Genomic DNA, 22,985 nt, shown 5'->3' with positions numbered 1-22,985 from the left:
AGGGGCCGCCACGTGATCCGTGGCGGCCCCTCCCCGTGTAGCGGGCGTGCCTGTTCCTCAGCCCTCGGGGGCCGGTGCATGCCGCGGCCGGCAGCCTGCCGTGGTCACGTGGTGAAGACCAGGCTCACGTTGTGGCCGCCGAAGCCGAAGGAGTTGGCCAGCGCGGCGTTCCAGCGGCCGGTCCGGTTCTCGCCCCGCACCACGTCCAGGTCGATCCTCGGGTCGAGGGTGTCGAGGTTGCGGACGGCGGGGGCCACGCCGTCCCTGAGCGCCAGCAGGGCCGCCAGCGCGCCCACCGCGCCGGAGGCACCCAGCATGTGGCCGGTCATGGACTTCGTGGCGGTGACGGAGGCATGGGTGCCCACCGCGCGGCCGATCGCCTCGGCCTCGGCCAGGTCGCCGGACTCGGTGGAGGTGGCGTGGGCGTGCACATGGCCGATGTCCCGCGGGGCCAGGTCCGCATCGCGCAGGGCCAGTTCGATGGCGTGGACCTGGCCCGCCGCGTCGGAGGCCGTGATGTGGTTCGCGCTGGAGCTCACGGCGCTGCCGGCCAGCGTGCCGTACACCGTGGCGCCGCGGGCCCGGGCGAACCCGGCGCGCTCCAGGACCATGATTCCCGCGCCCTCGCCCATGACGAAGCCGCTGCGGGCCGCATCGAACGGACGGGAGACCGACTCCGGGTCCGCCGACTGCGTGGAGAGCGCCTTCATCTGGGCGAAGGCGGCGAGGGTGAACGGGTGCAGACAGGCCTCGACGCCACCCGCGACCACCACGTCCACCCGCCCGGCGCGGAGCAGGTCGAGACCCATCGCCAGCGCCTCGGCACCGGACGCACAGGCGCTGACGGGCGTCCTGGCCCCGCCCTTGGCGCCCAGCTCCATGCTCACCCAGGCGGCCGGTCCGTTGGGCATGAGCATGGGAACCGCGAACGGCGAGAGCCGGCGCGCCCCGGACTTCTCGAAGAGGTCGTCCTGGCCGAGGGTGGTCAGCACACCGCCGGTGCCGGTACCGATGACCACGGCCAGCCGTTCGGGCTCGACCTCGGGCGCGCCGGCGTCCTGCCAGGCCTCGCGCGAGGCGCGTATCGCCAACTGCTCGCTGCGGTCCAGCTTCCGGGCCTGGGTACGCGGCAGCGCGGCGGCCGGATCCTCGGTGAGTGAGGCCGCGACGCTCACCGGGAGATCCGTGGCCCACTCCTCCTCCAGCGCGCGCACCCCGGACTTCCCCGCCAGCAGCCCCGACCAGGACGATGACGCATCGGCGCCGACCGGAGTCATCGCTCCGACACCCGTCACCAGCACCTGACCGTTCTCGGTCATCTCCGCCTCCTCTGACCTCATGGAAACCGCACAAAGCCCATGCCGGGCCCGTAGAGATCATCTCAGCGATACGCTGGTCAAACAGGGGCCGAGCGGACCGATTTCAGCAACGGTAAGTTGTGACTCTCCTACAACAACGCGCACGCTCTCAGCACCGGGCAAAACCGCCGTGACCGGCCCGCCCGCTCCGCCCGCCCATTCCCCGCATCCATTCCGCCCGCCCATTCCGGCCCGGTCGCGGCAAGCGGACGCACGCCTGGTGGGGATCCGGTCCGCACACCCTTTTCGGATCCGCCGACCGCCCTCGGACGCCGGAGCGGGACGCCCGTCCTCGCGCGCAGCCGCCACCGCATCGCCTCGCCTCGCCTCGCATCGCCTCGCATCCGAAGGCGAAGGGGTGCTTTTTCTTTCACGCCGCAAAATTTCCGAAAGCCCGGCGGTCGCCCCGGCGTACGGCGCGTTCGTCGTCCACGCCCCGGCGCGAAGAAGCAAAAACGGGCCCGGGCAAGAGAAGTGGCATGACACTTTCGGATCGGAGCGGGCGGGCCGTCGGATGACACCGGAGAGGAAGTGCGCGGCGCCGGGTATCCGCACTCACCGACGGCAGGGAAATCCAATATTCAAGTTACCTTGGGTATGCGTCGGGGCTCGTTCCCCGATGCCCGTACGAGACGAACGCCCGTGCCACGAAGGCGGGGAAGCCATCCCGTCCGTCGGCCGCCCCTGCGCGGCGCCCCCAGCCCGGCGCGGCCGGCCCCACGTTCCCGAAAACCGCCGCCGGTCAGTCGAGTTGACGGCTTCTCAGCAGTTCCCGGGCGGCGCGGTCCGTACGAACACGGTACGAGCAGGGCACGAACAGGCAGGCGGCAGAGGCGTTTGCCCGATACCGCCATGGCGGCACTTCACTTGGCAACCGGGGATATTTCCGGCGCGGTTTTCCGCGTGCGGCTCTCGTCGTCCACACCGTCAAAGTCCCTGCGTTCCCGGCGTGTTCCGGTGAGCGGCAGGGACCTCGGATCTATATGGTTGTTTGTTCAAGGTCTCAAGGCTGCGGTTGAGCGGTGCCCGGAGCCGGACTTGAACCGGCACGGCCCGTAGGCCAGCGAGGTTTAAGCTCGCCGTGTCTGCATTCCACCATCCGGGCCTGGGCTCCCCCCATGCCACCTCAAAGAGGCAGCACGAGCGTAGCCCGCAGCGCACGACACGGATCGGCCGCTCTTCCCGAGGTTGTCTTATTTTATTGGCAACTGAGGGAGCATCAGTGCCGGGTACAGGCCTTGGGCACATGCCTGAGGCCCACCTTCGCCAGGACACCCCGCAACGCATTTTCTTGTCCGAATTGACGGAAACTCGACGCCCTCTCCGAGCCCCGGCACCGCCGTGGCACCGGCCGTCCGGCCGCTCCGGGCGCAGTAGCGCCCGTCAGGGTTCCGCTCCTCCCCAGGGATGACACGCACTCCCCGGCTACCTCCCAGGTGTGGCCCAGGACGGGCACAGGGGTTGACGTCCGCGCCCCTCGCTCTGTCCCACGATGGAAAGGTCCGCTTCCGTCCGCGGCAGCTGTTCTCACGGCCGTCGCGGATCCCAGGTCCTTCGTCCCGACAGGAGCCCCTTCCCGTGACCACCCACCACTCCGGCGTCGCCACCGCCCCCCGCGCCACCGCGGCGGCCGCCCGTGCCACGGACCTCACCAAGGTCTACGGACAGGGCGAGACCCAGGTGGTCGCCCTGGACGCGGTCTCCGTCGAGTTCCGGCAGGCCCAGTTCACGGCGATCATGGGCCCCTCCGGGTCCGGCAAGTCGACGCTGATGCACTGCATGGCCGGACTGGACGCGATCTCCGGCGGCTCCGCCAGGATCGGCGACACCGAACTCACGGATCTCAAGGACAAGAAGCTCACCCAGCTCCGGCGCGACAAGATCGGCTTCATCTTCCAGGCGTTCAACCTGCTGCCGACCCTGACCGCCCTGGAGAACATCACCCTGCCCATGGACATCGCGGGCCGAAAGCCCGATCGCGCCTGGCTGGACCGCGTCGTGGAGACCGTCGGCCTGGCCGGCCGCCTCAAGCACCGCCCCAGCCAGCTCTCGGGCGGCCAGCAGCAGCGCGTCGCGGTCGCCCGTGCGCTGGCCTCCCGGCCCGAGATCATCTTCGCCGACGAGCCGACCGGAAACCTCGACTCGCGCTCCGGCGCCGAGGTCCTCGGCTTTCTGCGCAACTCCGTGCGCGAACTGGGCCAGACCGTGGTGATGGTGACCCACGACCCGGTCGCCGCCTCCTACGCGGACCGGGTGGTCTTCCTCGCCGACGGCCGGATCGTCGACGACATCGCCGACCCGACCGCCGACACGGTGCTGGAGCGCATGAAGGGCTTCGACAACCGGCGTCGTACGACCTGATCGGCAACCGCCGCCAGAACTTTGGACCTCTCCTCCAGGACTGCCCCTCATGTTCCGTACCGCCTTGCGCAATGTGCTTGCGCACAAGGCCCGGCTGCTGATGACCGTCCTCGCCGTGATGCTCGGCGTGGCCTTCGTCTCCGGCACCCTGGTCTTCACCGCGACCCTCTCCGACGCCTTCCGCACCAGCTCCCAGAAGAGCTTCGACAACGTCGATGTCGCCGTGATGCCGGCGTCCCCCGACGAGCCCGGCGCCACCACGGCCAAGGACCCCCGCCTCGACGGCAAGGCGCTCGGCACCCTGGCCCGTCTCCCCGGCGCCGCCGCCGTCACCGGCACCGCCAACGGCTTCACCGGGGTCAGCGACAAGGACGGCAAGCTGATCGCGTCCGGCGAGAACAGCCGCGGCAGCAACTACTTCCCCGGCAAGGACGGCAAGGACGCCCGCTATCCGCTGAAGCAGGGCACGGCCCCCACCGGCGCGGACCAGTTCGCGCTGGACGCGGGCACCGCGGCGAAGGGCGGCTACCACGTCGGCGACACCGTCCGGATATCCGCCGACGGACCGGTCCGGCAGCAGAAGCTGACCGGCATCTTCACCACCGACGACGGCCGGGTCGCGGCCGGCGGCTCGCTGGCCCTGTTCGACACCAAGACCGCGCAGAAGCTGTTCGGACTGTCCGGCGGATACAGCGAGATCGACGTCCGGGCCACGGCCGGGACGTCCCAGGCCGCACTGCAGCAGGCGATCGACAAGGCGCTGCCCCGGCACAGTGCCACCACCGCCACCGGCAAGGAACTCGCCGATGCCGAGGCCAAGGCGATCGACCAGAGTATGGAGGGCATGCGGACCGCGCTGCTGGCCTTCGCTGCCGTCGCGCTCTTCGTCGGCATCTTCCTCATCGCCAACACCTTCACCATGCTCGTCGCCCAGCGCACCAAGGAGCTGGCGCTGCTGCGGGCGGTCGGCGCGAGCCGGCGCCAGGTCACCCGCTCGGTGCTGATCGAGGCCTTCTTCGTCGGTGCGATCGCCGGTGTCTCGGGCCTGGTGGCCGGCATCGGCCTCGCCGCACTGCTGCGGGAGGTGCTGAACGGCTTCGTCACGAAGTTCCCCGAGGGGCCGCTGGTGGTCTCGCCCTCCGCGACCGTCGCCGCCCTGGGCATCGGCATCGTCATCACGGTGCTCGCCGCCTGGCTGCCCGCCCGGCGCGGCGCCAAGGTCCCGCCGGTCGCCGCAATGAACAGCGTGCACGCCACCGCGACCACCAAGTCCCTGGTCGTCCGCAACACCATCGGGGCGCTCTTCGCGGGCGCCGGTACGGCCTCGGTCATCGTCGCCACCTCCGTGTACGACGGCGACAACACCAGCAAGATCATGCTGGGCGGCGGCGGGATGCTGCTGCTGGTCGGCGTGTTCATCCTGACGCCGCTGCTGTCCCGTCCGCTGATCGCGCTGGCCGCCCCCGTCCTGCGTGCCTTCGGTATCTCCGGCCTCCTCGCCCGGCAGAACGCGCTGCGCAATCCGCGCCGTACCGCCACCACCGCCTCCGCGCTGATGATCGGGCTGACCCTGATCACCGGCATGACGGTGATCGCGGGCAGCACGCAGCAGGGCATCAACAAGCTGGCCGTCGATGCGCTGAAGGCCGACTACACCATCTCGATGGAGGGCCACACACAGCTGCCCACCACCGCGGAGAAGCAGGTCCGCGAGGCGCCCGGCGTCACCGCCGTCACCCCGCTGCGCGAGAGCATGGCGGCGATCGGCACCAACGCCGCCGCCCGGCAGCCGACCCGGCTGACCGGTGTGGACGGCGCACAGTTCGGCTCGCTCGTCCGGCCCGACATCAGCGAGGGGTCGCTCGGCACCCTGCGCGGCGACCGGGTCCTGGTGGACGAGGACACCGCCGCCCGCAACGGCTGGCGGGCCGGCTCGCACCTCCCCGTGACGTTCCAGGACGGCAAGAAGTCCACGCTGACGGTCGCGGGCGTCTACAAGGGCAACGAGATGCTGAGCGGCGTCTACCTGGACAACCGCACCCTGGCTCCGCACCAGAAGGACATCAGCGACAAGCAGTTGCTGGTCAAGATGGCCGGCGGCGCCACCGACGCGCACAAGGACGACCTGGTCAAGGCGCTCGGCAAGAACCCGGCGGTCACCGTCGCGGACAAGAAGGACGTCTCGAACGCCATCGCCTCGATGTTCACCCTGCTGCTGAACATGCTCTACGGCCTGCTGGCCATGGCCGTGATCGTCGCGGTGCTCGGGGTCGTCAACACCCTGGCGATGTCGGTCTTCGAACGCTCACAGGAGATCGGCATGCTGCGGGCGATCGGCCTGGACCGGCGCGGCATCAAGCGGATGGTGCGGCTGGAGTCGCTGGTCATCTCGCTGTTCGGCGGGGTGCTCGGCATCGGGCTCGGCGTGTTCATGGGCTGGGCGGTCGGCCGGCTGATCAGTGCCCACCTGCCCACCTACGAACTGGTGCTGCCGTGGGCCCGGATGGGCATCTTCCTCGGCCTGGCCGCGCTCGTCGGCATACTGGCCGCCCTGTGGCCGGCGTTCCGGGCGGCGCGGCTGAACATGCTGGCCGCCATCAAGGCCGAATAGCGCCCCGGCGCGGTCCCGTTGCCCGCCCGCCCGCTCCCTCACGGCAGCGGGCGGGCGGCGTTCAGCCGCGGTGGGTGCCGGTGCGCCACTCACGCGCCCGCAACGGCAGGTCCGAGGTCCCGGACTCCGGTGTACGGACGGCCAGCACCTGGTTGACTCCTATCCGGTTGCGCTCGAAGGACAGCGCGGACGCGGCCATGTACAGCCGCCACACCCGGGCCCGGCCGACCGAGGTGTGCCGCGCCGCCTCGTCCCAGTGCTCCTCCAGGTTGGCGACCCAGTGCCGCAGCGTCAGGGCGTAGTGCTCCCGGATCGCCTCCACGTCCCGCACCTCGAATCCGGCCTCCTCCAGCTGGCCGACGGTCCGGCCGAGCGGCGCCAGTTCACCGTCAGGGAACACATAGCGGTCGATGAACTCGTCGACGTGGTACGTCTCCTCGTCCGTGACCGGCCGCCGGGCGATCTGGTGGTTGAGCAGCCGCCCGCCGGGCTTGAGCAGCGCGTACAGGGCGTCGGCGTACTCCGCGTACTGGGTGCGGCCGACGTGCTCGGCCATGCCGACCGAGGAGATCGCGTCGAACGGTTCGTCGTGGATCTCGCGGTAGTCCTGCACCCGGATCTCGACCCGGTCGGCCAGCCCGGCTTCGGCGATGCGCTTACGGGCGAAGGTGGCCTGCTCCTCGGAGAGGGTGATGCCGACCGCCCGTACGCCGTACTCGCGGGCCGCGTGCAGCACCATCGAGCCCCAGCCGCAGCCGACGTCCAGCAGCCGCAGGTCCTCCCGCAGTCCGAGCTTGCGGCAGATCAGGTCCAGCTTGCCGCGCTGGGCGTCCTCCAGGGTGGCGACGCCGTCCTCGGCGGTCCCCCAGTAGGCGCAGGAGTAGACCATGGACGGGCCGAGCACCAGGGCGTAGAAGTCGTTGCCGACGTCGTAGTGGTGGCTGATGGCTTCCTTGTCGCGCCGCAGGGTGTGCAGCGGCCCGCGGCGGCGTCTGACCTCCTCCGCGGGCGGCGCCGGCGGGACGGGGGCGCCGGCCAGGGTCAGCAGCTCCCGGGCGGCGGCGCGGATCTCCGGACGGGCCAGGGCGCGCAGCATGCGGGCGCGGTGCGGCGTGGGGGCGTCGGTGCGCTCCCAGATCAGTCCGGCGAGCCGGTCGAGCGCGTCGTAGAGATCGCCGTCGATGTCGAGGTCGCCGGCCACCCAGGCGCGGGCCAGGCCCAGCTCGCCCGGTTTGAACATCAGCCGGCGCAGCGCCCGGCGATGGCGGATGACGAGTGTGGGTGCCCCCGGCGGGCCCGACTCGCTGCGGTCCCAGGCGCGGATACGCACCGGGAGCGGGACTCCCAGCACCTCCTCGGCGAGCTTGGTGAGCCGTCCAGCGGCGTCGGCCATGTCGCACACCTCCGTGTTGACGAGTCGGGCAAAGAAGATTCACCCACCACGTAAACGCCAATGGGGCGCCCGGATAGTCCCGTTCACACGCAAGAGAACCGCACACCGCCCGGTTTTCGCCAGAGCGGACACGCCAAAGGGCGCCCGCCCCACGGATGGCGGACGCCCTTCGGGCTGGTCGGAGTACCCGACCGGGAATTCAGGAAGCCTTGGCCTTCGTCTTGTCCCCGGCCTCGGCGGCGGTCGGCGGGGCCGGCGCCGGCTTGGCGGCCTCGTAGAACTCCTCGCGGGGGTTCTCCATGGCGCCGAGCGAGACGACCTCGCGCTTGAGGAACATGGCCAGCGTCCAGTCCGCGAAGACCCGGATCTTGCGGTTGAACGTCGGCATCGCCATGCCGTGGTACGCGCGGTGCATGTACCAGGCGAGACGGCCCTTGAGCTTGATCTTCATCTTGCCCATGACGATCATCGCGACGCCCTTGTGCAGGCCCAGACCGGCGACCGCACCCTTGTTGGCGTGGCTGTACTCCTTCTGCGGGAAGCCCCGCATACCGGAGAGCACGTTGTCGCCGAGGACCTTGGCCTGCCGCAGCGCGTGCTGCGCGTTCGGCGGGCACCAGGCGTTCTCGTTGCCGTTCTTGCGGCCGACCATGTCCGGGACCTGGGCATTGTCGCCGGCGGCCCAGATGTAGTCGGTGCCCTGCACCTGGAGGGTGGAGCCGGTGTCGACGTGGCCGCGCGGGCCGAGCGGCAGACCGAAGCGGGCCAGCGCCGGGTTCGGCTTGACGCCCGCGGTCCACACGATGGTGTTGGAGTCGACCTCGAGGCCGTTGTTGAGCTTCACGTGGCCGTCGACGCAGGAGTCCATGCCGGTCTTGAGGTAGACCTCGACCCCGCGGCCCTCGAGGTGCTCCTTGCCGTAGGCACCGAGCTTCGGGCCGACCTCGGGGAGGATCTTGTCGGCGACGTCGACCAGCAGGAAGCGCATGTCCTCGCGCTTCACGTTGTTGTAGTACTTCGCGGCGTCGCGGGCCATGTCCTCGACCTCACCGACGGTCTCCGCACCCGCGAAGCCGCCGCCCACGAAGACGAAGGTCAGCGCCTTGCGGCGGACGTCCTCGTCGGTCGTGGAGTCGGCCTTGTCCAGCTGCTCCAGCACGTGGTTGCGCAGGCCGATGGCCTCTTCCACGCCCTTCATGCCGATGCCGTTCTCGGCCAGGCCGGGGATCGGGAAGGTACGGGAGACCGCGCCCATCGCGATGACCAGGTAGTCGAAGGGCAGCTCGTACGCCTCGCCGACCAGCGGGGCGATCGTGGCGACCTTGCGGTCCTGGTCGATGGTGGTGACCCGGCCGGTGAGAACCTCCGCCTTGGGAAGCACGCGTCGTAGCGGCACCACGACATGGCGGGGGGAGATGCTGCCGGCTGCAGCTTCGGGGAGGAAGGGCTGGTACGTCATGTACGAGCGCGGGTCGACGACCGTGACGGTCGCCTCGCCGTACCGCATCTGCTTGAGGATGCGACGTGCCGCGTACAGGCCTACGTACCCACCGCCTACAACGAGGATCCTGGGACGCTCCGTGGTGCTCATGCAATCGAGTATCCACCCCCACATGGGGGGTCGCTCGTGAGCCCCTTCACAAGCAACCGGGGGGCATCTGCTACACTCCGCCGGCTTCGTGACCGACGCCATAGTCCAAACCGGAACCACCGTGTCACGCGAGGCGTTGGAGACCCCTGTTGATCAGGGATTGTCGCCCGTCGGGCGGGTGAACCACCGTCTCCGTCAGCGCGCCGCCCGCGCACCGGCCGCCGCGCATTTTCGGGGTCGCAAGACCCTGGAGCCTTCGAATGAGGGTCGGACGATCAGATTGTTCGCCCAACGGGAGGCTTTTTCATGTGAAGGATTTCACGAACTTTCTTCGCGGGCCCCTCCGCGGAGCCTTCCCAGACCCCCTGAAGTGCGCTCAGACGGGCATCACACCCGCTCAAAAGGCTCCTCGACAGAGGCCGTTGCCGGCCTCTGCCGCTTCGTCGGCGCCCCTCAGCCGGCGAGGCTCCAGGCGATGCCGTCGAGGATGTCGTGCTCGCTCGCGATGACCTTCTCGGCGCCGGTCCGCTCCATGACCGACAGCAGCACCAGCGCACCCGCGCCGATCACATCGACCCGGCCCGGGTGGACCACGGGGATGGCCGCGCGCTCGGCATGGGTGGAGGTCAGCAGACGCTCGGTGATCTCGCGGACCTCGGCCAGGGAGATCACGGAGTGGTGGATGGCTCCGGAGTCGTACCCCTCCAGGCCCCGCGCGATCGCGGCGACCGTGGTCACCGAGCCGGCCAGGCCCACGAGGGTGGCGGCCTCGCCCAGCGGGACGGTCTCCCCGGCCCGGTCCAGCGCCGCGGCGATATCGGCCTTCATGGCACTGATCTGCCCCGGGGTCGGCGGGTCGCTGATCTCACCGCCGTGCACCAGATGCCGTTCGGTCATCCGTACACAGCCGACGTCGACCGAGCGGGCGGCGCGGACGGAGTCGGCACCGAGCACGAACTCGGTCGAGCCCCCGCCGATGTCGACCATCAGGAAGGGCCGCGCCAGATCCGCGCGGCCGGTGAGCTCCTTGGTGGCACCGATGAAGGAGAACTCCGCCTCCTGGTCGCCGGTGATCACCTCGGGCACCACGCCCAGGATGTCCCGCACGCCGCGGACGAAGTCCTCGCGGTTCTCCGCGTCCCGGGAGGCGGAGGTCGCCACGAAGCGGACCTGCTCGGCGCCCAGGTCCTTGATCACCGCGGCGTACTCGCGGCAGACCGCGAAGGTGCGCTCCAGCGCCTCGGGCGCCAGCCGCCCGGTGCGGTCCACGTCCTGTCCCAGCCGGACGATCTCCATCCGGCGTTCGAGGTCCTTGAGCTCTCCTGCCGCCCCGGGCCCGGAGGAGCCCTCGGGCACGGAGACGTCCGCGACCAGCAGCCGGAGGGAGTTCGTACCGCAGTCGATGGCGGCGACCCGCTTCACTTGGCGTCTCCTTCGGCGGCGTCCCGGGCTCCGGGGGCGTCCGGGCCGCCGGAGGTGTCCTGGCAGGGGGTCACGCACGGCCCCTTCTTCCACCACTCCGGCAGCATCGCCAGCGCCTCGTCGCCGAGCGGGTTGACGCCCGGCCCGGCGGCCAGCGAATGGCCGACGAGGACATGCAGGCACTTGACCCGGTCCGGCATACCGCCCGCGCTCGGGAAGCCCTGCAGCACCTCGATGGCGTCCCGCCGGCGGATGTAGTCCTCGTGGGCGGCCCGGTAGGCGGCGGCGAGCTCGGGGTCGGCTGCCAGCCGCTCGGTCATCTCCTTCATCACGCCGTTGGCCTCCAGCGTGCCGATCGCGGAGGCCGCGCGCGGGCAGGTGAGGTAGTAGAGCGTGGGGAAGGGCGTGCCGTCCTCCAGGCGCGGCGCCGTCTCGACGACGTCCGGCTGCCCGCAGGGGCAGCGGTGCGCGATGGCGCGCAGGCCGCGCGGCGGGCGGCCGAGCTGTTCCCGGAAGGCGGCGATGTCCGCGTCGGTGGGCTCGGTGGGCTCGGTCTGGGGCGGGGGGGTGTCCATGTGCGCTTTCGGTGAGGTGAGTGGTGAGGTGGCGGCGGGGCGGGCCGTCCGGCCCCGACACTACGGGCTGCCGCCCGGCGGCGGTACGGGCAGCCGGGGGGCTAGTGCTTGTCGGCCGCGTCGACGGTGTCCCACAGATTCTCGTACCAGGGGCGCTGCGCCGCTTGCGGCCCCTTCGGTGCCAAGCCGGCGGCGGAGCCGTCCTGGACGATATAGCCGGTCTCGCCCGGCATGAGGTAGTGCAGATGCCGACGGGCCTGCTGGCGTACGTAGTCGGGGTCCTGCCAGCGGGCCTTCTGCTCGCGCAGCCGGTCGAGGGCGGCGCCCGCGTCCTGGGCCTTGCGGCGCTGGTCGGCGATGTCGGAGCGCTGGGAGACGTACTGCCTTATCGGGTACGCGAGGGCGACCACCAGGGAGCACATCACCAGCGCCAGCAGGGCGGCGCGGCCGGTGAGGCGGTTACGGCGGGGCGGGCGGGCGCGGTAGACGCGGGCGGCGGCCTGCTCACCGAGCGCCTTGAGTCGGGTCGCGGTCGAGAACCGGTCCGCGGGCACGTCGCCTCCCCTTCACTGACGGACGCCTGACTGCTTCAAGCAGGCACGTCCCCGGCAACGGTACGGGACCGTCGCCGGGGACGTACGGGGTGCCGGGCGGTTGCCTCGCCCGATCGGCCCTCCGCCCCGGTGGGGCGGGCAGCGGGCCGTCTGCGGTCAGCTGCCGTGGCGGAACCGCGGGAAGGCGGAGCGGCCGGCGTAGACCGCGGCGTCGTCGAGGATCTCCTCGATGCGCAGCAGCTGGTTGTACTTGGCGACGCGCTCGGAGCGGGCCGGGGCGCCGGTCTTGATCTGGCCGCAGTTGGTGGCGACGGCGAGGTCGGCGATGGTGACGTCCTCGGTCTCACCGGAGCGGTGCGACATCATGCACTTGAAGCCGTTGCGCTGGGCCAGCTCGACGGCGTCCAGGGTCTCGGTCAGCGAGCCGATCTGGTTGACCTTCACCAGCAGCGCGTTGGCGGAGCCCTCCTCGATGCCGCGGGCCAGGCGCTCGGGGTTGGTGACGAACAGGTCGTCGCCGACGAGCTGGACCTTGGCGCCGAGCTTGTCGGTGATGACCTTCCAGCCGGCCCAGTCGTCCTCGAACAGCGGGTCCTCGATGGAGACCAGCGGGTAGGCCGCGACCAGCTCCTCGTAGTACTCGGTCATCTCGGCGGCCGAGCGGTCCTTGCCCTCGAACTGGTACTTGCCGTCCTTGTAGAACTCGGAGGCGGCGACGTCCAGCGCGAGCGCGATGTCCTGGCCGGGGGCGTAACCGGCCTGCTTGACGGCCTCCAGGATGAGGTCCAGGGCCTCGCGGTTGGAGCCCAGGTTCGGGGCGAAGCCGCCCTCGTCACCGAGGCCGGTGGACAGCCCGCGCTCCTTCAGGACCTTCTTGAGGGTGTGGTAGACCTCGGCGCCCCAGCGCAGCGCCTCGGAGAAGGACTCCGCGCCGATCGGGGCAATCATGAACTCCTGGATGTCCACGTTGGAGTCGGCGTGCGAGCCGCCGTTCAGGATGTTCATCATCGGGACGGGCAGGACGTGCGCGTTCGGGCCGCCGAGGTAGCGGAACAGCGGGAGGTCGCTGGCCTCGGAGGCGGCGTGCGCGACGGCGAGGGAGACGCCGAGGATGGCGTTGGCGCCGAGCGAGCCCTTGTTGTCGGTGGCGTCCAGGTCGAACATGGCCTGGTCGATCAGCCGCTGCTCGGTGGCGTCGTAGCCGACGAGCTCCGGGCCGATCTGCTCGATGACGGCCAGGACGGCCTTCTCCACGCCCTTGCCCAGGTAGCGGTTCGGGTCGCCGTCACGAAGCTCGATGGCCTCGAAGGCGCCGGTGGAGGCGCCGGACGGCACGGCGGCACGGCCGGTGCTGCCGTCGTCGAGGCCGACCTCGACCTCGACCGTGGGATTACCTCGCGAGTCGAGAATTTCGCGGGCTACGACGACGTCGATCGACGGCACGTTGTCTCCTTCGTGGGTGTCTGGCGTTCTGCGCATGAGCCTAACGGCCCGGGGTGCGTCCACCCGCCCTTGGCCCGCTCCGTGGGACGGAACAGCCCGGAAAACTTCCCAAAGGCCCAGTTCGCGGGGCATTTAGCGGCATTGTTCGCGGAACGGGAAAAAACCTGGAACGTCGCCGGTCACGGGCGTGCAGCCGCCTCGGCTGCGGCGGTCCGGTCACGGCGCCGGACGAGAGAAGCCCCGCCGCGACGCGCTGGGGGAAGGGCGCGCCGGGCGGGGCGGACTCACACAGGAAGCGGTCTCACAGAGGTCTCACACGGGAAGGGGGCTCGCCGCTCGGGCCCGCCTGATTCCGGTGAGGGGAGACTCAGACGTTGAGCTTCTGACCCGGGAAGATCAGGTTCGGGTTGCCGCCGATGACCGACTTGTTGGCCTTGTAGACGGACTTCCAGTCGGTGCCGTGCGCCTTGGCGATCTTGGCGAGGGTGTCGCCCGCCTTGACGGTGTAGTTGCCGTGGCCCATGGACTTGCGCTCGGTCGAGCGCGAGGCGTGCTGCTCGGGGGCGGCCGGGGCCTTCTTCGTCTCGGCCTTGGCGGAGCCCTGGTCCTGCTGGGGCGCGGACTTGGTCTGCGCGGAGCCGGAGGTGTCGACGTCGGCCGCGGGGCCGCCGGAGGTCAGGTTGCCGGCGCCGGCGCAGGACCAGGCGCCCGGGCCCTGGATGGCGAGAAGCTTCTCGGCGGCGGCTATCTGCTGGGACTTGCTGGCCAGGTCGGCGCGCGCGGCGTACTGGGTGCCACCGGCGGCGGCCCAGCTGGAGTTGGAGAACTGCAGGCCACCGTAGTAGCCGTTACCGGTGTTGATCGACCAGTTGCCGCCGGACTCGCACTGGGCGACCTTGTCCCAGGTGGAGACGGAGGCGGCGGAGGCGGAGGTGGCGCCCATCAGCGGGACGGCCACGGCAGCACCGGCGATGCCGGCGAGGGTGGCGACGCGGACGGCCTTGGACGGACGACGGTGCTTGCCCTTGATGATCAGCATGGTTGGTTCGTTTCCTCACCGACGCCTACGAGGTGAGCTGTCGGGTTCGGGCTGTGAGAATCGCCCGGCCGCGTGCGCGTGACGCACGTGGCTTCACCCCAAGCCGGTTGGCCCGCTTTCACGGGCGGGGCCGGCACTTACCTTGGTTCCCCCGCTCCTGCCTTCGGCGCTTGCGCGTCAAGTGCCTCCGATCACCGGCAGGATTCGGCGTGTGATCAAAGGGCCCGCTTTGGCGAGCGGTCCTGACGTTAAGCAGTAATGGGCTTGGGGTTCAAACCCCATCATCTGGACCAAGTTGACCGCTTTTGATCACGAGTAGGTCACATACCCGCAGGTGAACCCCGGTTTGCCGAGGCGGCACATACCGGGGTTCACCCGAGTCAACGAGACCCTTGTCTCACTTTCCCAAAAGCGGTCGAACGGCGGCGAATTACCCCGCGGAGTGCCCGAGATCGAGCAGTTGGCCCGGCTTGATCAGGTCCGCGTCGGAGCCGATGACGCCCTCGTTGCGGTCGTAGAGCGCGGCCCAGCCGCCGGACAGCCGGTGGGCCGAGGCGATGGCTGACAGCGTGTCACCCGGGCGCACGGTGTAGTCGCCGTCGGCCGCCGGGCCGGTGCGCTCGGCGTCACCCCGCGAGGCGTGCCGGCCGCCGGACCTGCCGCCGTCGTCGGCGCCCTCGCCGCCCGCACCGCCGCGGTGCTTGCCCTTCGCGGGCGTCTCCCGCGGCGTGCCGGAGGTGTCCGTACGGCTGCCGCCCTCGGACGGATCGGCGGACGGGTCGGCCGGCCGCGACGGGTCATCGGACGGGTCATCGGCCCGGCCGCCCGGCGTCGCCGGTCCCGAGGCCTCGTCGCCGGGCTCGTGCGTTCCGGCGGAGTCCGAGGCGTCGGGCGACGGCGTCGGATCGGACGGCTCGTCGCCGGGCCGGTCGTGTGCCCCGGCGGAGCCGGACGCGTCAGGGCTGCCGGACGAGTCCCAGGGGTCCGGGGAGCCGCCGTCGTCCGACGGGTCGGGCGAGGGGGTGGCGACGCTGCCCGGGTCGACCTCCGGCGCCTGGCCGTCCTTGGCCAGACCGGCGCTCACCGCACAGCCCGACCAGACGTCCGGGCCGCGGTGGTCGAGGATCGACTCGGCCACCGCGATCTGCTGGGAGCGGCTGGCGAGGTCGGGACGCGAGGCGTAGGCCGAGCCGCCGTAGCTGTCCCACATCTCCTGGGTGAGCTGCAGCCCGCCGTAGTAGCTGTTGCCCGAAGCCGCGCTCCAGACGCCGCCGGTCTCACACTGGGCGACCTTGTCCCAGGTCGCGGTGTCGGCGGCGTGAGCGCCACTCGCGGCGAGCAGCGGCAGGGCGAAACCTGCGCCGGTCACTCCCGCCGTGACAAAGATGGCCGGTGCCTGGCGGGGTCGACGATGTCGGCCGTTCCCGGAACGCATGCGGATGCCTTTCGCGCGGCGGTTGAGTTGTACGACGAGCTCTGCGAGCTGCTCGACGGGCACCCGCCCGGCCGACGCGCACGAGGCGCACCGTTACACCGGTCCCCCACATCACCGCTTCGGCCGATCGGGTGAAGCCCGTCGATCGTCGGTGGAAAGGTAGCCGGGGTCACGGGTAGTCACAAGTCGGTGTAGTGCAGATCACGCGAAGGTCACGCACCTGACTCTCTGTCACTTCTGCCCTTGTTGCTGGTCAGGGCGTTCGGGCGAGAACTCCACCGGCAGCGACCGCAGTCCGCGCATGATGAGCCCGCCACGCCAGCGCAAGGCGTCCGGTTCCGCCGCGAGCCGGAGGTCCGGGAGCCGGGTCAGCAGCGTCGCCAGAGCAGCCTGCCCTTCGAGCCGGGCGAGCGGTGCACCCAGGCAGTAGTGGATGCCGTGCCCGTACCCCAGGTGCTGGTTGTCACGACGGGTCAGATCCAGGACATCCGGCTCGGTGAAGCGTGCCGGATCGCGGTCGGCGGCGGCCAGCACCACCAGGACCGGGTCGCCCTTCGCGATCCGCTGCCCGCCCAGGGTCAGCTCCTGCGTTGCGAACCGCCAGGTCGCCAGCTCCACGGGGCCGTCGTAACGCAGCAGTTCCTCGATGCCGGTGGTGAGCAGGTCGGTGTCGCCCGCTGTGATCGACTTCTGCAGCAGCTCGCGCTGGGCCGGGTGGCGCAGCAGGGCGTAGAGGCCGTTGCCGATCAAGTTCACCGTCGTCTCAAAACCGGCGAAGAGCAAGATAAAGGCCATCGCGGCAACCTCGTTCTCGGTGAGGTGCTCGCCGTGGTCCGAGGCCCGGATCAGGCCGGAGATCAGATCCTCGTCCGCCTCCGCGGTGTCGCCGAGGGTTTCGCGCTTGCGGTGGATCAGCTCGGCGAGATAGCCGCGCATCTTCTTCACGGACCGGGCGACACCGCCGCGCGGCCCCCCACCGTGCCGGATCATCATGCCCGCCCAGTCGCGGAAGTCGTCCTGGTCCTCGCGCGGCACGCCCAGCAGGTCGCAGATCGCGTAGATGGGCAGCGGGAAGGCGAACTCATGGATGAGGTCGGCCTCGCCCTTCGCCGCGAACCGGTCGATGAGCTGGTCGGTCAGCTCCTGGACCCGCGGGGCGAAGGCGGCCACCCGGCGCGGGGTGAATGCCTTCGAGACCAGCCGGCGCAGCCGGGTGTGGTCCGGGGGGTCGATATTGAGCAGATGCGTCATCAGGTTGGCGCTGCGCTCGCCGGGGATGCCGACCTTGCCCTTGCCGTGCGCGGCCTCGCTGTGGTGCACCGGGTTCTTCGACAGCCGGCCGTCGGCGAGCGCCTGCCGCGCCTCGGTGTAGCGGGTCACCAGCCAGGCCTCGACGCCGCTGGGCAGCTGGGTCCGGTGCACCGGCGCATGCTCCCGCAGCCAGGCGTACGCGGGGTAGGGGTCGGCGGCGAACTCCCAGGTGAACAGCTCGGGCGCGGGGGCGTCGGAGACGGGGCAGCCCGCGGGGGCGTCGGCTGCGGGAGACGGGCCCGCGGGGGCGTCGGCGGCTGGGCGGCCCGCGGAGGCGGGGGCGTCGGCATCGGGGGCGTCGGGCTTGTCGTGCACCTTCCGACCGTAACCTTTGGGCACACCGTGGTGCGCCCGCGCGCCGTCCGGCCGTTGCCGCACCCCCTGCGCTACGCCGGCCCCCCGGCGCTACGCCGGATCCACCCCCAGCCCCGTCAGGAACTCCACGGCCGCCGGCGACGGGCCGAGACCGCTCCACACCACCCGCTCGGTGCGCTCGGGCGCCGGCCGCACCCGCACGAGGTGCAGCCCGGTCAGCTCGGAGGCGATGGCCTCCGGCACCATCCCGACCCCCAGGCCCGCCCGCACCAGCTTCGCCAGGAACTCGACGGTGGTCACCTCGAACGCCACCTCCGACGTCAGCCCCGCCGCCCGGAACGCCTCATCGCGCTGCCTGCGGGCCGCGGACCCCGCCGTGAAGTCGACGAACGTCTCCCGCGCCACCCGCGACAGCGTGGTCCACTCCCGCTCCGCGAGCGGATGCCCCGGCGGCACCACCGCGACCAGTTCCCCGCGCGCCAGCTCCTTCTCCCGCACGCCGACGGTGCGGGCGCCGGGCACCAGCCCGACGAAGGCGACGTCCAGGACGCCCTGCCGCACCTGCTCGAGGAGCCGGTCGCTCATCTCCATCTGCAGGCTGATCCGCACCCGGGGGCAGCGCCTCCGGAAAGCGCCCAGCTCACGGGCCAGATCCACGGCCGCGACGGTGGAGATCGCGCCGACCGCCAGCCGACCGCGCACCTCCCCGGTCGCCGCCGCCACCTCGGCGCGGGCCCGTTCGGCCGCCTCCAGCGCCTGCCGGGCGACCGGAACGAAGGCCTCACCGGCGGCCGTCAGCCGGACACTGCGGCTGGTCCGGTCGAAGAGCCGGGCCCCGAGCTCCTTCTCCAGCCGGGCGATCTGATGACTGAGCGCGGACTGCACCACATGGCAGCGCTCGGCGGCCCGGGTGAACCCACCGGTCTCGGCCACCGCGACCACATAACGCATCTGCTGGAGCTCCATACCCACCGATCCTAAGGAGCAGCGATCTCGATTAACGATGGATGCGATGACAACGATGTGTTGGACTCATCGATCGAGAGGGCCCCAGGCTGGGACGTGGCCGTGCGCGGTACGGCAGCAGGGCAGTAAAGGGGTGAAGCGGTGCAGCAGAGCAGAGGTACCGGGGCACGAGGACACAGGGAAGGTCATGACAGGGAAGCCGGGCACATACCGGAGCCGGTCACGGGAGGCACGGCGGGCCCGCGGCCGGGCCCGGGGCGCGGCATGCTGCTGCTGATGTCGGTCGCCGCCGGACTGTCCGTCGCCGGCAACTACTTCGCCCAGCCGCTGCTGGACGTCATCGGCAGCGATCTCCACCTCTCCTCGTCCACCGCCGCACTGGTCGTCACCGTCGCCCAGGTCGGCTACGGCCTCGGCCTGCTGCTGCTCGTCCCGCTCGGCGACCTGCTGGAGCGACGCCGGCTCGCCGTCACCCTGACCGCGGCGACCGCGGCCTTCCTCACCGTCACCGCGAGCGCGCCGAACGCCGCCCTCCTGCTGACCGGCACCGCACTGACCGGACTGACCTCGGTCGCCGCCCAGGTCGTGGTGCCGTACGCGGCGACCCTCGCGGCGCCCGCCGAACGCGGCCGGACCGTCGGCACCGTCATGACCGGGCTGCTGCTGGGCATCCTGCTGGCCCGTACGGCCGCCGGTCTCCTGGCCGAGCTGGGCGGCTGGCGCACCGTGTACTGGGTCAACGCGGCGCTGATGCTGCTGATGGCGGTGCTGCTGCGGCTCCGGCTGCCCGCACTGCGCACCCCCGCCGGGCTGCGCTATCCGGCGCTGCTGCGCTCCACGCTGGCGCTGTTCGCCCAGGAGCCGGTGCTGCGGTGGCGCGGCGCGCTGGGCGCCCTGACCTTTGCGGGCTTCAGCGTGCTGTGGACGGCGCTGGCGTTCTTGCTGTCCGGCCCGGCCTACGGCTGGCAGGAGTCGGCCATCGGTCTGCTGGGGCTGGTGGGCGCAGCCGGTTCGCTGTCCGCCTCGGTGGCCGGACGGCTGGCGGACCGCGGCCTGGCACACCATGTCACCGGCGCGGCGGCCTTCCTGCTCCTGGGGTCCTGGGGCCTGCTCGCCGCCGGTGGAGCGGGCGGCACCTGGTCGCCGGCGGCACTGCTGGCGGGGGTGATCGTGCTGGACCTGTCCGCGCAGGCGGTCCACATCAGCAACCAGAACCTGGTCTACGCGGTCCGCCCCGAGGCCCGCAACCGCCTCAACTCGGCCTATATGACCAGCTATTTCGTGGGCGGCGCGGTCGGTTCGGCGCTGACGTCGGTGGTGTGGGGCGCCGGCGGCTGGAGCGGGGTGTGCGCGCTGGGTGCCGCGCTGGCGGTGACGGCCGCGGGGCTCTGGCTCGCCGAGCGGCTGCGGCGCCGTCGCAGGACGGCGAACCGCTACGCGGAGCGGGGACCGGCGGCCACCGGCGAAACGGCGGCTTCGGTCACGTCGTGACGGGGGCGGCGCCGGCCTCAGGACCGGGCCTCGGACAGCTCCGGCCTCAGACGGCCCCGGCCCCGGCCTCGGCCTCGGCAGCCACCACCGCATCCCGGTAGGCACGCGCCGCCGCCCGCAGTGCCGCCTCCGGGTCCACGCCCTCCGCCTCGGCCCGCATCGCCAGCGCCAGCAGTTCGTACCCGACGCCCTGTCCGGCCGGGGGCGCCACATCGAGCCCTGCCGTGCGGGCGCGCGAGGCGAGCTTCGCCGCCAGCGCCAGACCGGGCTGGGCCAGCGGAACGCCCTCGGTCACCGAATCGCGCTGCTTCTCCTCCGCCTTCACCCGCAGCCACTGCGCCCTGACGTCCTCCGGGGTCGCCGCGTCCGCCTCCCCGAAGACATGGGGATGGCGGCGGATCAGCTTCTCGACGATCCCGCCCGCGACATCGTCGAGGGAGAACGGCTCGTCGGGGTCGTCCTGGGCGATCCGGGCATGGAAGACGACCTGGAGGAGGACATCGCCCAACTCCTCGCGCAGCGCCTCGCGGTCGTCCTCCTCAATCGCCTCGACCAGCTCGTACGCCTCCTCGATGCCGTACTTGGCGAGGTCGCGGTGGGTACGGATGCTGCTCCAGGGGCAGGCGGCGCGGATCTGGTCCATGACCTGGACGAGATCGAGCAGCCGGGCACCGGGCAGGTCGTAGGAGCCGGGCAGCAGCTCCAGGTCCGGCATGGTCTCGCGGCCGGAACCGGCCAGCCGGGCCAGGCCGTCGGTCAGCGCGCTCTCGCCGTCCGCCGAGGTCAGGACGACGGCCGTACGGTCGCCCGGCACGCAGTAGTCGACGAGTTCGCGGGCGGCGGGGGCGGCCGTCTCCACCTCGATGCCGGCTTCCCGCAGATAGGGCAGCTGCGGATGGTCCGGGTCGGCACACAGCACACGGTCCGCCCCGCGCAGGATCTGCCAGGCGGGCCAGGACAGGAGTCCGGGCGCGACCCGGTGGCTGGTGGTGAGCAGGACCAGGCGTCCGGTGCCGGTGCCCTCGGGGCGGGCTTCGGCGCCGGTGTCGGCGGCAGAGGCGTCAGCGTTCACGCCTCGAACGTAACGCACCGCACTGACAGCGCCGGGCGGCGGTGGGGGGGCGGTGGGCGGCCCCGCCCCACCCCCCTTCGCTCACCCCGAACGGACCGACCACCGCGGATACGGCCGACCACCCGGATACAGCCGGCCTCAGGCCTGCTGCTTCGCCGGCTCCCTGGTGATCCACGGGTCCTTGGTCTCGCCGAGGATGACCTGGTGGTCGTCCCACTTGCCGAACCGCGGATTGACGTCGATCCCCATGGACCGGGAGGTCTTGGCCAGGGCCTGGGCGAGCTTCTGCTGGCCCTGCGGCTTGCCGCGGTCCGCGCCGAGCCGCTGGGCGACGCCGTCGAGCAGCAGCTGATTGCGGACCATGGCGTCGATCTCGTCGGGGGCGATGCCCTGCTGGAGCCACATCTCCTTCAGCCGGTCGGCGCCGCCGGCCTGCTTCTCCGCCTGGGCCCGCCACCGCTGGACGTCGCGCCGGGTGACCGTCACCCCGGCATCGTGCGCGCCGCGGGCCAGCACCTCGTCGAAGATCATGCCGTTGAGAGTGGCCAGGCTCAGCCGGCCGGTGTTCATGATGAGCTGATCACCCTGCGGCGACTTGGCCTGCGCGGCGCGGACATCCTTCACCTTCGCCTGCAGCTGCGCGACGGTGATCCGCTTCCCGTCCACGAGGGCCGCGGCCCCGGGATGGGCATCGCTGCCACAGGCCGCGAGCAACGGGGCCGCGGCCAGCAGGCCTGCGGTGGCGGATACGGAGAGCGCTGTCCTACGGCGGAACACATGGCCTCCCGGCAGATCGTGCGACGGAGTCTCGACCTTGGTGGATCGATGCTATGGAGTCGGCGTGGCCCAGGCCACTGCTTCGGCCAACGATCTGGGACGGGGACGGTTCTGCTCCCGGGCGCCGGTTCGCCGCCACCGCCCTCGGCGTGCTGCACGGCTACCGACGGCCATGGCGTCGGCAACATGATCGAAGCAGCGGAATCCGCGGCAGAGTCGGATGACGACAGCCCTCTGACCTGCAACAACCGATACGGGGCCGCCGGCCGGACCGGCTCGCCGCCGTCCCCCCCCCAACGCCGCCGCGCCGAACGGCCGTTGACGGGCCCCTCCAGCTCACCCGGCGCCTGTTCCGGTCAGGGCGGTGTGGGCACGCCGGACGCGGCCTCAGCGGTGGTGATGGTCCGCTGCAGGATCTTCCGGGCCGTAGCGATCTCGGCAGACCGCCGGTCCAGCGTCCGCAGCCGGGTGCGTAGCGCGTCCAGGATCCCGGGGCACGGCAGCACCGTTGCCTCGGCTGTGGTGCAGGGGAGCACCTGACGGATGCCCCGGGTCGGCAGTCCCGCCGCGAGCAGGGCCCGGATCCGCTGTACCGCTTCCTCGGCTCCCTCGTCGTACGTGCGGTATCCGTTGGGCAGACGCTCGGGTCGCAGCAGGCCCGCCCGCTCGTCATGGCGCAGGAGGCGTTCGCTGGTCCCGGTCCGTTTGGCCAGTAGTCCGATGAGCACCGTCCACATCGCGGCCGTGGTCGAGCGCGACGTGGTGGGGCGGGGACTGCGCGGGATCGGGGAGCTCACCCCTCCGGCAGGCCAGGCCGCACGGATCGAACCCGTGCTGCGGGCCGCGCACGACCACGGCGGACTACCGGTTGTGGTGCACGGTTTCGCTCCTACCACCGCCGAGGACCTGCGTACCCTCGCCCGGCTCGCCACCCGGTACCGAGCGGTTCCGCTGGTGATCAGTCAGCTCGACGGAGTGCACTGGATGGAGGCCATCGAACTGGTGCGGGACACCCCGGGCAGGTACCTGGAACTCTCCACGGCCAGCCTCATCCTCGCGGTGCGGATGGCAGTCCAGGAGATCCCCGAGCGCACCCTCTTCGGCTCGGACGCCCCCTATGGCGATCCCGTGCTCACTCGTACCACGGTCGAACGAGTCACCTCTCCCGGTGAGGTCCGTGACAGGGTGCTGGGAGGGACTGTGGGGCAGCTTTTGGGAGTCTGCTGACCGCCGGCCGGCGAAGCGTCCGTGACCGTAGCCGGTCGGAGCCG

Annotated in this window: 18 protein-coding genes, 1 tRNA gene and 1 riboswitch; of the genes, 4 read left to right on the top strand and 15 right to left on the bottom strand. The window is 71.3% G+C overall.

What is annotated here, in order from left to right; genetic code table 11:
* Positions 1–104: 104 nt before the first annotated feature.
* Positions 105–1,319: a beta-ketoacyl-[acyl-carrier-protein] synthase family protein gene (locus tag OHS81_RS22285; RefSeq protein WP_328386443.1), complete on the bottom strand. Its 1,215-nt coding sequence runs from the start codon at positions 1,317–1,319 to the stop codon at positions 105–107.
* Between the two features lie 1,062 nt (positions 1,320–2,381).
* A tRNA-Leu gene (locus OHS81_RS22280) sits at positions 2,382–2,463 on the bottom strand.
* A 473-nt stretch (positions 2,464–2,936) separates the two neighbouring features.
* On the opposite strand from OHS81_RS22280, the gene OHS81_RS22275 reads away from it, so the two are divergent.
* Positions 2,937–3,719: an ABC transporter ATP-binding protein gene (locus OHS81_RS22275; RefSeq protein WP_328386442.1), complete on the top strand. Its 783-nt coding sequence runs from the start codon at positions 2,937–2,939 to the stop codon at positions 3,717–3,719.
* 49 nt (positions 3,720–3,768) lie between these two features.
* Positions 3,769–6,330, top strand: a complete 2,562-nt coding sequence (locus tag OHS81_RS22270) for an ABC transporter permease (RefSeq protein ID WP_328386441.1) — start codon at positions 3,769–3,771, stop codon at positions 6,328–6,330.
* Between the two features lie 61 nt (positions 6,331–6,391).
* On the opposite strand, the gene OHS81_RS22265 is transcribed toward OHS81_RS22270, so the two are convergent.
* The 10 genes from OHS81_RS22265 to OHS81_RS22220 form a co-directional block, all read right to left on the bottom strand.
* A complete protein-coding gene (locus tag OHS81_RS22265; protein ID WP_328386440.1) occupies positions 6,392–7,723 on the bottom strand; it encodes a cyclopropane-fatty-acyl-phospholipid synthase family protein in 1,332 nt (443 codons plus the stop codon).
* A 199-nt stretch (positions 7,724–7,922) separates the two neighbouring features.
* Entirely contained in the window at positions 7,923–9,314 is a 1,392-nt protein-coding gene (locus tag OHS81_RS22260) for an NAD(P)/FAD-dependent oxidoreductase (RefSeq protein ID WP_328386439.1), read from the bottom strand.
* 453 nt (positions 9,315–9,767) lie between these two features.
* Positions 9,768–10,736: a Ppx/GppA phosphatase family protein gene (locus tag OHS81_RS22255; protein ID WP_328386438.1), complete on the bottom strand. Its 969-nt coding sequence runs from the start codon at positions 10,734–10,736 to the stop codon at positions 9,768–9,770.
* The gene (locus OHS81_RS22250; RefSeq protein ID WP_328386437.1) at positions 10,733–11,311 is read right to left on the bottom strand and encodes a DUF501 domain-containing protein; all 579 of its coding nucleotides are present in this window, start codon (positions 11,309–11,311) and stop codon (positions 10,733–10,735) included. Before OHS81_RS22250 ends, OHS81_RS22255 begins: the two co-directional genes overlap by 4 nt.
* A gap of 101 nt (positions 11,312–11,412) precedes the next feature.
* Positions 11,413–11,865 carry an FtsB family cell division protein gene (locus OHS81_RS22245; RefSeq protein ID WP_328386436.1) on the bottom strand — a complete coding sequence of 151 codons (453 nt, stop codon included), beginning with the start codon at positions 11,863–11,865 and terminating at the stop codon, positions 11,413–11,415.
* A 156-nt stretch (positions 11,866–12,021) separates the two neighbouring features.
* Positions 12,022–13,344: a phosphopyruvate hydratase gene (gene eno / locus OHS81_RS22240; protein WP_328386435.1), complete on the bottom strand. Its 1,323-nt coding sequence runs from the start codon at positions 13,342–13,344 to the stop codon at positions 12,022–12,024.
* A 331-nt stretch (positions 13,345–13,675) separates the two neighbouring features.
* Positions 13,676–14,347, bottom strand: coding sequence for a transglycosylase family protein (locus tag OHS81_RS22235; RefSeq protein ID WP_328386434.1), 672 nt, complete (start codon positions 14,345–14,347; stop codon positions 13,676–13,678).
* A gap of 7 nt (positions 14,348–14,354) precedes the next feature.
* Positions 14,355–14,526, bottom strand: a riboswitch (cyclic di-AMP (ydaO/yuaA leader).
* Between the two features lie 251 nt (positions 14,527–14,777).
* Complete coding sequence (locus OHS81_RS22230) at positions 14,778–15,716, bottom strand: transglycosylase family protein (RefSeq protein WP_328386433.1); 939 nt, start codon at positions 15,714–15,716, stop codon at positions 14,778–14,780.
* A 297-nt stretch (positions 15,717–16,013) separates the two neighbouring features.
* Positions 16,014–17,270 (bottom strand): cytochrome P450 family protein, encoded by a 1,257-nt coding sequence (locus OHS81_RS22225; RefSeq protein WP_328391334.1) that lies wholly within the window; start codon positions 17,268–17,270, stop codon positions 16,014–16,016.
* Positions 17,271–17,498: 228 nt separating this feature from the next.
* Positions 17,499–18,374, bottom strand: a complete 876-nt coding sequence (locus OHS81_RS22220) for a LysR family transcriptional regulator (protein WP_328386432.1) — start codon at positions 18,372–18,374, stop codon at positions 17,499–17,501.
* A 264-nt stretch (positions 18,375–18,638) separates the two neighbouring features.
* Here OHS81_RS22220 and OHS81_RS22215 point away from each other — a divergent pair, with 264 nt between their 5' ends.
* Positions 18,639–19,865: an MFS transporter gene (locus OHS81_RS22215; protein WP_328386431.1), complete on the top strand. Its 1,227-nt coding sequence runs from the start codon at positions 18,639–18,641 to the stop codon at positions 19,863–19,865.
* A gap of 46 nt (positions 19,866–19,911) precedes the next feature.
* Here the strand turns inward: OHS81_RS22215 and OHS81_RS22210 are convergent, their stop codons facing one another.
* From OHS81_RS22210 to OHS81_RS22200, 3 genes are all read right to left on the bottom strand, one after another.
* Positions 19,912–20,937, bottom strand: coding sequence for a nucleoside triphosphate pyrophosphohydrolase (locus tag OHS81_RS22210; protein ID WP_328386430.1), 1,026 nt, complete (start codon positions 20,935–20,937; stop codon positions 19,912–19,914).
* Positions 20,938–21,075: 138 nt separating this feature from the next.
* A complete protein-coding gene (locus OHS81_RS22205) occupies positions 21,076–21,714 on the bottom strand; it encodes a SurA N-terminal domain-containing protein (protein WP_328386429.1) in 639 nt (212 codons plus the stop codon).
* A gap of 356 nt (positions 21,715–22,070) precedes the next feature.
* Positions 22,071–22,451 carry a MerR family transcriptional regulator gene (locus tag OHS81_RS22200; RefSeq protein WP_328386428.1) on the bottom strand — a complete coding sequence of 127 codons (381 nt, stop codon included), beginning with the start codon at positions 22,449–22,451 and terminating at the stop codon, positions 22,071–22,073.
* On the opposite strand from OHS81_RS22200, the gene OHS81_RS22195 reads away from it, so the two are divergent.
* Entirely contained in the window at positions 22,435–22,941 is a 507-nt protein-coding gene (locus OHS81_RS22195; protein WP_328386427.1) for an amidohydrolase family protein, read from the top strand. The two genes, OHS81_RS22200 and OHS81_RS22195, sit on opposite strands and share 17 nt — an antisense overlap.
* The last annotated feature ends 44 nt before the right edge of the window (positions 22,942–22,985 follow it).

The sequence above is a fragment of the Streptomyces sp. NBC_00400 genome (assembly GCF_036048035.1).
Taxonomy (GTDB): Bacteria; Actinomycetota; Actinomycetes; order Streptomycetales; family Streptomycetaceae; genus Streptomyces.
The sequence above is the reverse complement of the archived record's forward strand: the minus strand, read 5'-3'. Positions and strand labels throughout refer to the sequence as shown.